Raw genomic sequence first — 13,034 nt, 5'->3', positions numbered from 1 at the left:
CTATAACTTTTTGTTATAACTATGTGAATTTATATATAACTTATTCTTCTTTAATTACTTAAATATGTTTAATTCAAGTAAAAATAGAAGTTGAATATGATTCGCTTGAGGTGAAACCAAAAGATGCTTGTATGACTTGAATAAAAAACAAAACAGACTCTAAAACAGATTACTGCACTTTATCTAAAGTAAAGATTTAAGTAAAAAAGGGTTATTTGTTTACAAGGAGATTCCGCTTCTGCTCATCGAGTCTCAAGTTATTTTTATTGGAGCTACTTGTTTTTCAGTAATGCTATCCATCGATTTTAACGTTGTTTTTGTTGATGGATTTTTACTTCTTTTTTCTTGATGAAAACCAAGTGAAAAAAGAGAAATAATTATAAAATCAAAACGGACAACAAGGTTGTATTTACTTTCATTTATACTTAATTTTGCGCAACTGGACCGATAAGATTATTTGTCTGTTGAAAGTTTATATCTATGTCTAAAATTAAAACTTGGGTTTCTGCAGCTAGATTGCGTACGTTGCCTTTATCTATATCTGGAATTATTGTAGGAACGGCCTGTGCATTTCCCTATTATCACAACCGGGAAGATTTTAATCTGATTTTTTTGTTTGCTATCTCAACAACTTTGTTGTTTCAAATTCTATCCAATTTTGCCAACGACTATGGAGATGGGGTAAAAGGAACAGACAATGAAAATAGAGTAGGTCCGCAACGTGCTTTGCAAAGCGGTTTGTTGACGAAAGAAGAATTGAAAAGAGGTATTATTTTTACTTCGGGCTTATCTTTGGTATCAGCCCTAATTTTAATCTACCTCGCCTTTGGAAGGGATCATTTTTTTACCTCCTTATTTTTCTTTGTATTGGGAATTAGTTGTGTGGCAGCCGCTATAAAATACACCGTTGGAAAATCAGCTTACGGTTATCGCGGGTTAGGTGATTTGTTTGTTTTTATTTTCTTTGGATTAGTAAGTGTAATCGGATGTTTCTACCTCTACGGACAGACAATCGATCCATGGGTAATTTTACCCGCAGTAGCGGTAGGTAATTTGAGTATAGCAGTATTGAATATTAACAATATGCGCGATTTAGACGCAGATAAAGTGGTAGGTAAAAATACACTAGCTGTAAAATTAGGTCGTGCAAAAGCGAAGCGCTATCATTATTTCATTGTGGTCTTCGCTTTAGTTGCTTTTGTAATTTATGGGATTTACAGCCAAAAGCCTTTACTCAATTTCGCTTTTGTCTTGGCCTATTTCCCCTTGGTAAAACACTTGATTTTCGTTAAAAATAATACTAACCCTAAAGAATTAGACAGCCAAATGAAAATAGTAGCCTTGAGCACTTTTATGGTTTCTGTACTTTTTTCCTTAGCTTTAATCTTCTAAAATAAAAATGATGAAAATAACTTATTACGGACACGCTTGTTTAGGCATTCAGATTGAAGATTTTAACCTGATTGTCGATCCTTTTATTACGGGAAATCCATTGCCTGCTGCAAAAGACATCAACGTTAATGAATTAAAAGTAGATTACATTTTATTGACACATGCCCATGGGGATCATATTGCGGATGTTGAACTAATTGCTCAAAATAACCCCGAGGCCATTATTGTTTCCAACGCGGAAATCGCTGGTCATTATGAAGCCAAAGGATTTAATGCACATCCAATGAATCACGGTGGAAGTTGGCAGTTTGATTTTGGAAAAGTAAAATACACGCCTGCGATCCATTCGAGCTCATTCCCCGATGGAAGCTATGGAGGACAGCCTGGTGGTTTTGTAATCGAGAGCAAAAATAAAAACATCTATATCGCAGGGGATACTTCTTTGACGATGGACATGAAATTAATTCCCCTGTTTACAAAATTGGATTTGGCCATTTTGCCTATCGGAAGTAATTTTACGATGGGAATTGATGAAGCGGTAATTGCTGCCGATTTCGTACAGTGTGATAAGATCATGGGATATCATTTTGATACCTTTGGATATATTGAAATTGATCACGAAGAAGCAAAACGCAAATTCTTTGCAAAAGGAAAAGACCTCATGCTTTTATCTATCGGTGAAAGCTTAACGTTATAAAAAGAGATGAAGGCAACGTACAGCAAGCATATTCTTCAATTTAAGCGACCTTCGGGAACTTCTAGAGGGGTAATGACAGAAAAAGAAACTTGGTTGCTTAAAATCGAGGAAAACGACAAAATCGGAATAGGAGAGTGCGGAATACTGCGAACGCTTAGTTTTGATGATCGCCCTGATTATGAAAACCAGTTGCAATGGGTAATAGAACACATCCATTTGGGCAAAGATAATTTATGGGAAGCACTGCGCGACTGGCCTTCGATTCAATTTGGCGTAGAACAGGCTTTTTTATCGTTGGAAAGCGATAATCCGTTTGTTCTTTTTCCCTCTGCTTTCGTACAAGGTAAACAAGCCATCCCAATTAATGGATTGATTTGGATGGGAGAGGAAGCTTTTATGAAAGAACAAATAGACGAAAAACTCGCTCAAGGATTTACTTGTGTTAAATTAAAAATTGGCGCGATTGACTTCGATGCAGAAATCAACCTGTTAAAATACATCCGACAGCATTATAATGTAGATCAAATTGAATTGAGAGTAGATGCCAATGGCGGATTTACAGTTGCTGATGCGCCAAGGAAATTAGCGCAATTAGCGCAATTGGATATTCACAGTATTGAACAACCCATTAAACAACATCAGATTGCTGAAATGGCCGCCCTTTGTAAAACAACAGCTTTGCCCATAGCTTTAGATGAAGAATTGATTGGCGTAACAGCTTATGCAGATAAAGTAGCTTTACTTCAAGCCATTCGGCCACAGTATATTATTTTAAAACCAAGCTTGGTTGGCGGTTTTAAAGGAAGTCAAGAATGGATTGAAATAGCTGAACAATTGCAAATCAAGTGGTGGATTACGTCCGCTTTGGAGAGCAATATTGGCCTCAATGCAATCGCACAATGGACTTTTACACTACATAGTTCCCTGCCTCAAGGATTGGGTACGGGAGCTTTATATACCAATAATTTCGATTCTCCTTTGGAAGTAAAGGACGGAAAACTTTGGTATGATAAAATAAAGGGTTGGGAGTTGTAGGGAGTTTGTTGTTGGCTGTAGGTAGGTTGTTGGCTCTGTCAACATACAACAACTCACAACAAACAACTCACAACAAACAACTCACTATTTTCTTCTATATTCATCTGGCCCTACACCGATGTGTTTTTTAAAAAACCTCGAGAAGTAGGAGTTGTCTTTAAAATTCAATTGGTACGCAATTTCACTCGCAGATAAATCGGTGTGAATGAGCAGTCGCTTGCATTCAACTAAAATCCGATCGCGAATCATGTCACCAGCAGATTTGTGTTTAATTTTTTGACACAAGGCGTTTAGGTAATTTGGGGAAATCAAAAGAACCTTAGCATATTCTTTTGGAAAGCGATATTCGTAAAAGTGCTTGTCAATTAATGATTCAAACGATTTAATTAATTCATTGTTTTTTACTGAGTTAAGGCTAGTTAGAGAAGTCTGATCCACCTCTTTTTTAGATAGTAGAAGCACTTCTAAAAGATAAGCTCGTATCAAATTGATGTATTCCCCATCTTCCGTTTCGTATGCTGTAAGCATCCGCTCCATGGCAATCTGAATATTGTCTTTTAACTCTCCTTGCAGTTCTAATACACTGTGCTTGGTAAATCGCTTGAAGAAGGGTAGGTCGTGAACAAAGAGATGATCAGAAACGAATTGCGTAATAAAACTCGGAGTAAAACGCAGTACATATCCCTGTATCGCAGCATCATAGCTCCAGTGATGTTGTTGCCAAGTATTGAGAAAAATGATATCTCCTGCCTTAACTTCATAGGTTTGTAAGTCGATGCAATGAACCCCTTTCCCTCCAGTGACGAGAATAAGCTGAAAAAAGTCATTTTTTTGTATTTGTGCGGTTGTATAGCTATTTTCGAGACGCAAGGCATGCTGTAGTTTCATGGCAATAAATTCTCTTCGTTCTCCTTTACTGTCAAATAACCCATGTTTGTTTAAATCCCCATTGTACATTTTGTCTGTTTTGAATAATAGGCTAAAGATAGATTTATTGTTCTAAATAAATTGTTTTATTAGTTATTTTAGTATTTTTTTATAAAAAACATACGTAATGAGGGAAATATATGCGAATTAGTTATTTGATATGTATAAGTGCGATGAAGTTTTTTTACGCTTATTGTAAGAAATCAAAAAGACCGCCCTTTCGACTAAACGAGAGAAGCGGTCTTTTTTTTTAACAAACTAAACCAATCGTTTGTTTTCTTTAGAAAACATATTCGTTAGCTTCTATTGCTTTTTTGGCAATAGATTCGCGTAATGCATTTACATTTGGCAGATTTACATATTTTGTAAATCTTCTTAATCCCATTAACATGATGCGTTGTTCATCACCCTCTGCAAAAGAAGCAATCCCTTCTTTTCCTTTTTGTGCCACAATGTCTACAGCGTGGTACAAGTAGAGTTGAGCCATAGCGATTTGCTCTTGTACTTGTTGTTCACCTTTGCTTTTTGCTAATTTCTCTGTTCTTAAAATAGCACTTTCAGCCATGTAGATTTCAATCATCATATCTGCCGCGGCCATCATAAGCGCTTGGTGCTTTTCTAAGTCCGGACCAAATTTTTGAACAGCACTTCCTGCTACCATTAAAAAGGCTTTTTTCAATTTCTCAATCATTTCCTTTTCTTCGGTAAACAATTCCGTGTAATCTGGTGTGTCAAAACTAGGGATACTCATTAATTCATCCGCTACTTGCATGGCCGGTGTTAATAGATCCACGTGTCCTTTCATCGCTTTTTTAATCAACATGCCCACAGCTAGCATGCGGTTGATCTCATTGGTTCCTTCGTAAATACGGGAAATACGAGCATCTCTCCATGCGCTTTCCATTGGGGTATCTTCTGAGAATCCCATCCCTCCAAAGATTTGAATTCCCTCATCTGTACACATTTGTACGTCTTCTGAAACCGCCACTTTTAAGATGGAACACTCAATGGCGAATTCTTCTACTCCTTTTAATTCTGCTTCTTGGTGTGTATTTCCTTCCGCAATGCGCTGGTTGATGCGTTTCTCAATACTTCCTGCTGCACGATAGGAAGCCGATTCCCCTACATAAGCATTGGTTGCCATTTCGGCAATCTTGGTGCGAATAGCACCAAAAGAAGAAATAGGCACTTTGAACTGTACGCGTTCGTTGGCGTATTTAATTGCCTCCGTAATTAAACGACGTTGAGAGTCTAAACAAGCAGCAGCTAGTTTGATGCGCCCCACGTTTAAGGCATTCATGGCAATTTTAAATCCATTTCCGCGCTCAGACAACATATTTTCAACAGGTACCTTGGTATTGTTAAAGAATACTTGACGAGTAGAAGAGGCTCTAATTCCCAATTTGTGTTCTTCTTCTCCTAGCGCAATGCCATTTGAAGGATCGTTTTCTACAATAAACCCCGTGATATTTTTATCCTCTTCAATACGAGCAAAAACGATGAATACATTACAGAATCCCGCATTGGAAATCCACATTTTTTGTCCCGTGATATTGTAGTATTTTCCATCTTCAGATAATACGGCTTTCGTTTTACCTGAGTTTGCATCCGAACCAGCATCAGGTTCAGTCAAACAATAAGCCCCGAACCACTCACCACTTGCTAGTTTAGGAACGTATTTTAGTTTTTGTTCTTCATTTCCGTATAAGGTAATAGGCATGGTTCCAATCCCTGTATGTGCTCCAAAAGCAGTAGAGAAGGAGCCTGTAGCTCCAGAGATGTAATCACAAACGAGCATGGTAGAAACAAAGCCCATTTCCAATCCACCGTAAGCTTCTGGAACAGCAACTCCTAAAAGGCCTAGCTCTCCCGCTTTTTGCATACACTCTTTCGTGAAAGCGTAATCTTTATTTTCAAATCTATTCTTGTGTGGCCAAACCTCTTTGTCGATAAATTCCTTTACCGAATCGCGCATCATCAATTGCTCTTCTGAAAAGTCCTCAGGAGTAAAGATGTTTTCGCTTTTTGTTTCCTGTATTAAGTATTGACCTCCTCTTGTTATAGCTGTATTCATGGTTATTTTTTTTATGGTTAATAGATTGGTTATAGCAATTCGTATATTCCAGCAGCTCCTTGTCCTGTTCCCACACACATGGTTACCATGCCGTATTTAGAGCCTCTGCGTTTCATTTCGTCGAATAATTGAACCGATAGTTTAGCACCTGTACAGCCAAGAGGATGTCCTAGGGCAATGGCTCCTCCATTTACATTGACGATTTCGGGATTAATACCCAGTTCTCTAATGACAGCCAAGGATTGCGAAGCAAAGGCTTCGTTTAATTCGATTAAATCGATGTCTTTTAACTGCAAACCGGCTTGTTTCAGTGCCTTTGGAATTGCCTTAATCGGGCCAATTCCCATGATTCTAGGTTCAACACCTGCGGCCGCATAGTTTACCATACGGGCAATGGGTTCAATATTGAGTTCCTTGACCATTTCTTCTGACATAACCATCACAAAAGCAGCCCCGTCACTCATCTGAGAAGAGTTTCCTGCTGTTACGGATCCGTCAGCAGCAAAAACCGGTCTCAGTTTTGATAAAGCTTCTACTGATGTTCCCATACGTGGTCCTTCATCTTGAGTTACTGTATACGATTTGCTTTCTCTTTTTCCCTTTTCGTTGACAAATACTTCCTCAACGGTAATGGGTACAATCTGATTGGCAAATTTCCCATCTGCTTGTGCTTTTAAAGCCTTCAGATGCGATTGATAAGCGAATTCATCTTGATCGGCACGAGATACCTTGTAGTCATTGGCCACTGCTTCAGCTGTCAAGCCCATGCCCCAGTAATAATCTTCGTGTCCTGCTTTAGCAACACCGTAATCGGGGGTCGGTTTGTATCCACCCATGGGAATATAACTCATGCTTTCCGCACCACCAGCAATGATACAATCCGCCATTCCAGCTTGAATCTTAGCCACAGCCATACCAATAGTTTCAATTCCCGATGCACAATAGCGATTTACGGTAACACCAGGCACATCATCTACTTTTAATCCCATGAGGGAAATTAGGCGTCCCATGTTTAACCCTTGTTCCGCTTCCGGCATTGCATTTCCTACCATGACATCATCAATGCGCGACTTGTCAAATTCAGGTAGTGCGTTCATTAAGTATTCGATGGTTTCTGCTGCTAACTCATCGGGTCTTTTAAAGCGAAAGACACCACGAGGAGCTTTTCCCACAGCTGTTCTATATCCTTTTACTATATATGCAGTTTTCATGTTTCTGTAATTAGTTGGTTAATTAGTTTCTCAAAGGTTTACCTGTTTTCAGCATGTGCTGGATACGCTCTAAAGTTTTACGCTCTCCACATAGCGAAAGGAAAGCTTCCCTTTCTAAGTCAAGCAAGTATTGTTCTGAAACTAAAGTCGCTTCAGATAAATCTCCTCCAGCCATCACGTAAGCTAATTTATTAGCAATTTTGTGATCGTGTTCTGAGATGTACTTTCCTGCCATCATACTATCTGTTCCAACGTAGAACATACCTAAAGCTTGACGCCCTAATACTTTGACGTCTTTGCGTTTTACTGGTTGCGTATAACCTGCTTGAGCCATAACCAACGCTTCGCGTTTGGCTTGAGCAATTTGAAGATCTTTGTTCACTACCACAAGGTCTTTTCCTCTTTGAAGAATATTATAGTCAAAAGCTTCTTCTGCTGAAGTAGCTACTTTTGCCATTCCAATGGTTAAGAAATGCTCTTGTAACGTATTCAATTCAACGTCGTTTTTGCGGTACAAGTCAGCCGCTCTAAGGGTCATCTCTTTAGAACCACCACCACCAGGGATTAATCCTACACCAAACTCAACCAATCCAATATAGGTTTCGGCTGCGGCAACTACTTTATCCGCGTGTAAACTAAGTTCACATCCACCGCCAAAGGTCATCCCGTGAGGAGCAGCGACAACTGGAATCGCAGAATAACGCATTTTCATCATCGTGTCTTGGAACATTTTGATGGCGATATTCAATTCATCCCAATCTTGTTCTGCGGCCATCATGAAAATCATCATCAAATTGGCCCCAACCGAGAAATTTGAACCTTGGTTTCCGACAACTAATCCCTCGAAATCATTTTCTGCAATTTCAACGGCTTTGTTTAGTCCTGCTAAAACCCCACCGCCAATGGTATTCATTTTCGAGTGGAATTCTAAGTTTACAATTCCATCACCCAAATCGAGTAGGGTAGCTTCGCTATTCCCCCAAACTTTATTGGTATTGCGGATATTGTTTAAGATAATAAAGGCATCTTGACCTGGAATAGCGTCAAAAGTTTGCGCTTGTTGGTTGTAGAATAACTTCTTGCCATTTTCAATTTTGTAAAAACTCGTTGCTCCCGAAGCGGCTAAGTCTTTTACCCATTGGGCTACTTGATACCCTTCTTTTTCAACTAAGTCGATACCCTTTTGAAGTCCCAACACATCCCAAGTTTCGAATGGTCCGTATTTCCAAGCATAGCCTGTACGCATAGCGTCATCAATAGAGAATAAGGTATCGGTAATTTCGGGTACACGTTGAGAAACGTAAGCAAATAAAGACGCAAAGTGCTTGCGCATCAACATACCTGCTTTTCCTTGATCTGCTAGAAGTACAGACCATTTTGCTTTAGTACCACCTGCTTGATTAGCCGTTTCAACAGCTTCAATTTTAGCGCGTTCTAAAGGTCTATAGGTTAACGTATTTAAGTCTAGGGCAAAGCGGTTGGTTTTGCCGTCTTTGTCTATTTCTTTGTAGTAGAATCCTTTTCGGGTTTTATCTCCTAAGAATTTATTTTCCAGTAAGAAGTTCAAGGCTGCATTGTCTTTTACCTCTTGAATCATGGCATCGTCCGGACAATTTTGTTTTAGTCCCATCGTTACGTTAATTGCCGTATCCAATCCAACTAAATCACCTAACTTGAAGGTTCCCGTTTTAGGACGTCCTAAGAAAGATCCTGTTAAGGTATCGGCCTCTTCAATGGTAAGTCCAATCTCTTGTGTAAGTTGCATGACCATGGCCATCGAATACACTCCAATTCTATTTCCAATAAAACCAGGAGTATCTTTACATAAAACGGGTGTTTTACCTAAAAATACACGCGCGTAGTTCTGGAAAAAAGAAACCACAGCTGGAGCCGTTTGAGGACCAGGGATAATTTCAAATAAAGGTAAATAACGCGGTGGGTTAAAGAAGTGTGTCCCACAGAAATGTTGTTTAAAATCCTCCGAACGACCCTCAACGAGTAATTTCATCGGAATTCCAGAAGTATTAGAAGTAATTAAAGTGCCCGGTTTTCTGTGCTTCTCGATGTTTTCAAATACTGATTTTTTAATATCTAGACGTTCAATAACCACTTCAATAATCCAATCTGCGGTTTTGATTTTCGCTAGATCGTCTTCTAGGTTTCCAACTGTAATACGATCGGCAAAGCGAGGCGTATAAATAGGGGATGGCTTTGATTTGAGTGCATTCGTTAAATGAGTCTGTGCAACTTTGTTTCGAATCGCACGGTCATTTAAAGATAAACCTTTTTTCTCTTCTTCTGGAGTTAAAGCATTGGGAACAATATCCATTAACAATACCTCAACACCAATATTGGCAAAATGACATGCAATAGCTGATCCCATGACACCTGAACCAATTACAGCCACTTTTTTAATTCTTCTTTTCATATGTTTATACAATTCCTAGGGTTAATACTTTTTTAAATTCTATTTCGCTACTTCTTAGAGTCAAAAATAGCCTTGTCAGCAATCAATTGATTTATCGTTTCTGTAACAGCGATAAAATTGGCAATTTGCTCTTCTGTCAAATGCTTGCGTATCGCTTCGTTGAATCGTTTTACTTTATCTTTGGAAAGTTCTCTCTTTTCAAGTCCTAAAGGAGTGAGCTTTATGATAACCCCTCGACCGTCATTCGGGTTTTTCTCTCTAGTGATTAATCCTTTTTCCTCCATTTTTTTTAGTGTACGAGTTAAACTCGTTGCTTCCATGCCCATATTGGGTCCTAATAGAGTAGAAGGTGTACCTTTTTTGTCAATACTCAACAGAGCAAAAGCCAAAGACATCGTCGCGTCGTATTTAGCAGCTTCTTCGTTATACATCCTCGCTACGGCTTGCCAAGTTGCTCGTAAAGTATAGTCTATTGTTTTGTCCTTCATTTCAAGTTGGTTAAACTCAAATATAAGAAAAAAATAATATGCACGCATACTATTGGGTTGATTTTTTTTAAGTAGTTGTTTTTTCCTCGCTAAATAAAACACCCAACCTGTTTAAGTTCTTCTAAATTAGTGATTTATTTTAAAATAGAAAAGAGAAGAAGTTTATCGTTTGGTTAACAAAAGGTAGAAAATAGGAAAAGCGCAGGTGATTTGGGAAGAAAGAGTATCTTTGGCCTGTTTAATAAAAATAGATTCATCCTAGGCAATTTTTAAAATCATGGACAGCGATACAAGCCACTTTTCTTTCATAAGAACATCGAAAACCTATTTACCTCAATATGATGTATTATTGGAAAAAGTAAATGCTTATAGTGAATGGCCCACGTTTATTTTACAAGATAAAGTAAATGTTAAATACTGGGAAGACCTTTACGTCGAATTTCCACTGTACCAGTTTTTCTTAGTTGACGGACAAGAAGTAGTCGGAAATGGAAATTGTGTGCCGCTCAGTTTAACAGCTGCGGAATTGGATAATCTGCCCGCAGAAGGATGGGATTGGGCCTTGGAACGCGCATTTTTGGATAGACAAGCAGGAAAAACGCCTAATGTGTTATGTGCCTTGCAAATCGGAGTGAATCCAGCCTATCAAGGAAAAGGCATAAGCAATACGCTAGTGCGTTTTATGAAGGCCATTGCCAAAGAGCAACAAGTAGATTCGTTTATCTTGCCTATTCGACCAAATCGAAAGTATCAATATCCCCTGCAGCAAATGGAGGATTATATTATGTGGAAAAACGAAGACGGATGGCCTTTTGATCCTTGGATTCGCACCCATTGTAAAAATGGAGCTACTCTTGTTAAGGTATGCTCCAAAGCCATGTTCGTAGAAGGTAGTGTACAGGAATGGGAGCAATGGACCAATCGCTCGTTTCAAAGTTCTGGAAATTACGTCATCGATTTTGCATTAAATCCCATTGAGATCGATATCGAAAAAAATATAGGACGTTATATTGAACCCAATGTTTGGATGAAATATGCGTTAGATTAAAAAATAGAAGTAAGGATTGAAGCCCACAAAAAAACTCTTTTTGTGGGCTTTTTTGTACGCAAAAGGCAGGAAAATTATAAATGAAATAAAAAGAAAGAGGCACTTGTTTATTCTTTTATTTTAGTATAATTTTAAGTTAAATTATTGTTGTTTCTTTTTCTTTTCAGTTAATCGTTTTTTAGTGTTTTTGCAGCAGCTATACTTGTTGTAAAGGAACAAGAAATCAAAAGGGAAGAAAGAGGTTAGTTACTCCGGGTTTGACAAGGAGAATTTGGAGAGAAATGACAACAGCATAAACCGCAAACCAATCTGTTAATTTATAAATCAATGAAGAGAAAACTACCCTTGTTGAGCTTGATGACAACTTGTTTGTTTAGTTCATTAAGCTTTGCACAAGAGAATACCCGTACAACGACAATTTTCGACAAAATTGTTTTTTACGATGGGTATGCCGCAACGTCTGAAGAAGCCACACCTCCAGGTATTGTGCGGCTAAATAATGCACTATATGCAAAAAAAATGAGCGCAGAAGAGCGTCAGGCAATTTTGTCCACCTTAGAAGTAGAGGTTACGATAGGTGCGCTTTGTGATAATTACGACCGTATTGGCGGTGTTTTTCTCTCGTTGGTTCCTCAAGGAGAACCTCTAACGGAGCAAAATAAGAAGTCGATTGAGATTGGGCGTTTTATTACGCCTTTTATGAATAAAAATAAACAACCGAAAGAAGTCCCTTATGTCTTTGATTTGACGCATTTGGTTCCTATGTTCAAGGATCGATCTTTTGCGGCGTATGACTTTTGGATTGAATTTAATGTGTTTGGCGTGCCTTATGCGGCCAATAATGAAGTGCAAGGATGTGCGGGACGATCAGACGTGTTTGAAGGGACGTTGAAATTGAAATCACAAGAGACAGGAAATCCTTTAGATACCTTTTTCTTATTGCCTTTGGCTAGCAGAGATTCGTTTAACAATTACAATGCAACAGATGAAGCAGGTACTACAACAAAAATCTATCAATTTGAATTAGAAGAAGCGCTTAATGAGTCGTTTTTTCATTTGATTACTTCAAACCACGGAGCAAACAGTGGAGGAGAGGAATATATTCGCCGTACGCATCAAGTCTATTTGGATGGCACATTGATCGAAACCTATAAGCCAGGAGGGAAGTCTTGTGAACCTTATCGCCAGTACAATACCCAGGGCAATGGAATTTACGGTTCGCGACCTAAAAGTGAAGCAGATTGGACCAGTTGGAACAATTGGTGTCCTGGAGATGTAATTCCCAATCGAATCCTCCCTATTGCCCATCTTGAAAAGGGAACACACGAATTTAAAATCACCGTGCCTGATGCGCGTTTTAAAGAGGGACAAGGCGATTTTCCATTATCGCTCTACTTTTTTGCTAAAGGGGTGAATGGCGTATTGTCTACGGATAAATTTGAACAAGCCAGCTATCAGATATATCCAAACCCCACTACAGATGCAGTTTATATTCATTCACCCAATGAGGTTAAAACAGTTGTGGTGTATAATATGAGTGGAAGCAAAGTACTCGAAGCGCAACATACAACGACAATCAACTGCAAAGCTTTGGCTGAGGGAACGTATATTTTCTCCATTGTATTTGCCAATGGAATCAAGACGACAGAAAAGATTGTCAAGAAATAAACATAGCCTTTATTATGGCGTGAACAAAGCACTGTTTTTATCGAACAGTGCTTTGTTATTTTTAGT

Annotated in this window: 10 protein-coding genes; 5 read left to right on the top strand and 5 right to left on the bottom strand. The window is 38.6% G+C overall.

The window, feature by feature from the left end:
* Nucleotides 1–480 precede the first annotated feature (480 nt).
* Genes menA through FBR08_RS15175 form a run of 3 tightly spaced genes read left to right on the top strand, consistent with a single transcriptional unit; the run spans nucleotide 481 to nucleotide 3,124 of the window.
* The gene (gene menA, locus FBR08_RS15185; RefSeq protein WP_158963613.1) at nucleotides 481–1,392 is read left to right on the top strand and encodes a 1,4-dihydroxy-2-naphthoate octaprenyltransferase; all 912 of its coding nucleotides are present in this window, start codon (nucleotides 481–483) and stop codon (nucleotides 1,390–1,392) included.
* A 10-nt stretch (nucleotides 1,393–1,402) separates the two neighbouring features.
* Nucleotides 1,403–2,089, top strand: a complete 687-nt coding sequence (locus FBR08_RS15180) for a metal-dependent hydrolase (RefSeq protein ID WP_158964329.1) — start codon at nucleotides 1,403–1,405, stop codon at nucleotides 2,087–2,089.
* A gap of 6 nt (nucleotides 2,090–2,095) precedes the next feature.
* Nucleotides 2,096–3,124, top strand: coding sequence for an o-succinylbenzoate synthase (locus FBR08_RS15175; RefSeq protein WP_158963611.1), 1,029 nt, complete (start codon nucleotides 2,096–2,098; stop codon nucleotides 3,122–3,124).
* An 84-nt stretch (nucleotides 3,125–3,208) separates the two neighbouring features.
* On the opposite strand, the gene FBR08_RS15170 is transcribed toward FBR08_RS15175, so the two are convergent.
* The 5 genes from FBR08_RS15170 to FBR08_RS15150 all read right to left on the bottom strand — a co-directional run bounded on the left by FBR08_RS15170 (nucleotide 3,209) and on the right by FBR08_RS15150 (nucleotide 10,252).
* The gene (locus FBR08_RS15170; protein WP_158963609.1) at nucleotides 3,209–4,081 is read right to left on the bottom strand and encodes a helix-turn-helix domain-containing protein; all 873 of its coding nucleotides are present in this window, start codon (nucleotides 4,079–4,081) and stop codon (nucleotides 3,209–3,211) included.
* Nucleotides 4,082–4,331: 250 nt separating this feature from the next.
* The gene (locus FBR08_RS15165) at nucleotides 4,332–6,125 is read right to left on the bottom strand and encodes an acyl-CoA dehydrogenase family protein (RefSeq protein WP_158963608.1); all 1,794 of its coding nucleotides are present in this window, start codon (nucleotides 6,123–6,125) and stop codon (nucleotides 4,332–4,334) included.
* A 29-nt stretch (nucleotides 6,126–6,154) separates the two neighbouring features.
* Nucleotides 6,155–7,336, bottom strand: coding sequence for an acetyl-CoA C-acyltransferase (locus FBR08_RS15160; RefSeq protein ID WP_158963606.1), 1,182 nt, complete (start codon nucleotides 7,334–7,336; stop codon nucleotides 6,155–6,157).
* A 22-nt stretch (nucleotides 7,337–7,358) separates the two neighbouring features.
* Nucleotides 7,359–9,764, bottom strand: coding sequence for a 3-hydroxyacyl-CoA dehydrogenase/enoyl-CoA hydratase family protein (locus FBR08_RS15155; protein WP_158963604.1), 2,406 nt, complete (start codon nucleotides 9,762–9,764; stop codon nucleotides 7,359–7,361).
* Nucleotides 9,765–9,811: 47 nt separating this feature from the next.
* Entirely contained in the window at nucleotides 9,812–10,252 is a 441-nt protein-coding gene (locus FBR08_RS15150; RefSeq protein ID WP_199268610.1) for a MarR family winged helix-turn-helix transcriptional regulator, read from the bottom strand.
* Nucleotides 10,253–10,529: 277 nt separating this feature from the next.
* On the opposite strand from FBR08_RS15150, the gene FBR08_RS15145 reads away from it, so the two are divergent.
* Complete coding sequence (locus FBR08_RS15145; RefSeq protein ID WP_158963600.1) at nucleotides 10,530–11,300, top strand: GNAT family N-acetyltransferase; 771 nt, start codon at nucleotides 10,530–10,532, stop codon at nucleotides 11,298–11,300.
* A gap of 327 nt (nucleotides 11,301–11,627) precedes the next feature.
* On the top strand, nucleotides 11,628–12,968 hold the full coding sequence (locus FBR08_RS15140) for a peptide-N-glycosidase F-related protein (RefSeq protein WP_158963598.1): 1,341 nt from the start codon (nucleotides 11,628–11,630) through the stop codon (nucleotides 12,966–12,968).
* Nucleotides 12,969–13,034 lie beyond the last annotated feature (66 nt).

Origin of the sequence: Myroides fluvii, assembly GCF_009792295.1 — a bacterium.
GTDB classification, from domain to species: domain Bacteria; phylum Bacteroidota; class Bacteroidia; order Flavobacteriales; family Flavobacteriaceae; genus Flavobacterium; species Flavobacterium fluvii_A.
The sequence above is the reverse complement of the archived record's forward strand: the minus strand, read 5'-3'. Positions and strand labels throughout refer to the sequence as shown.

Coding starts and splice junctions, on each gene's coding strand:
- FBR08_RS15145 (WP_158963600.1), top strand. CDS start 10,530: ATGGACAGCGATACAAGCCACTTTTCTTTCATAAGAACATCGAAAACC.
- FBR08_RS15180 (WP_158964329.1), top strand. CDS start 1,403: ATGAAAATAACTTATTACGGACACGCTTGTTTAGGCATTCAGATTGAA.
- FBR08_RS15155 (WP_158963604.1), bottom strand. CDS start 9,764: ATGAAAAGAAGAATTAAAAAAGTGGCTGTAATTGGTTCAGGTGTCATG.
- FBR08_RS15150 (WP_199268610.1), bottom strand. CDS start 10,252: ATGAAGGACAAAACAATAGACTATACTTTACGAGCAACTTGGCAAGCC.
- FBR08_RS15160 (WP_158963606.1), bottom strand. CDS start 7,336: ATGAAAACTGCATATATAGTAAAAGGATATAGAACAGCTGTGGGAAAA.
- FBR08_RS15165 (WP_158963608.1), bottom strand. CDS start 6,125: ATGAATACAGCTATAACAAGAGGAGGTCAATACTTAATACAGGAAACA.
- menA (WP_158963613.1), top strand. CDS start 481: ATGTCTAAAATTAAAACTTGGGTTTCTGCAGCTAGATTGCGTACGTTG.
- FBR08_RS15175 (WP_158963611.1), top strand. CDS start 2,096: ATGAAGGCAACGTACAGCAAGCATATTCTTCAATTTAAGCGACCTTCG.
- FBR08_RS15140 (WP_158963598.1), top strand. CDS start 11,628: ATGAAGAGAAAACTACCCTTGTTGAGCTTGATGACAACTTGTTTGTTT.
- FBR08_RS15170 (WP_158963609.1), bottom strand. CDS start 4,081: ATGTACAATGGGGATTTAAACAAACATGGGTTATTTGACAGTAAAGGA.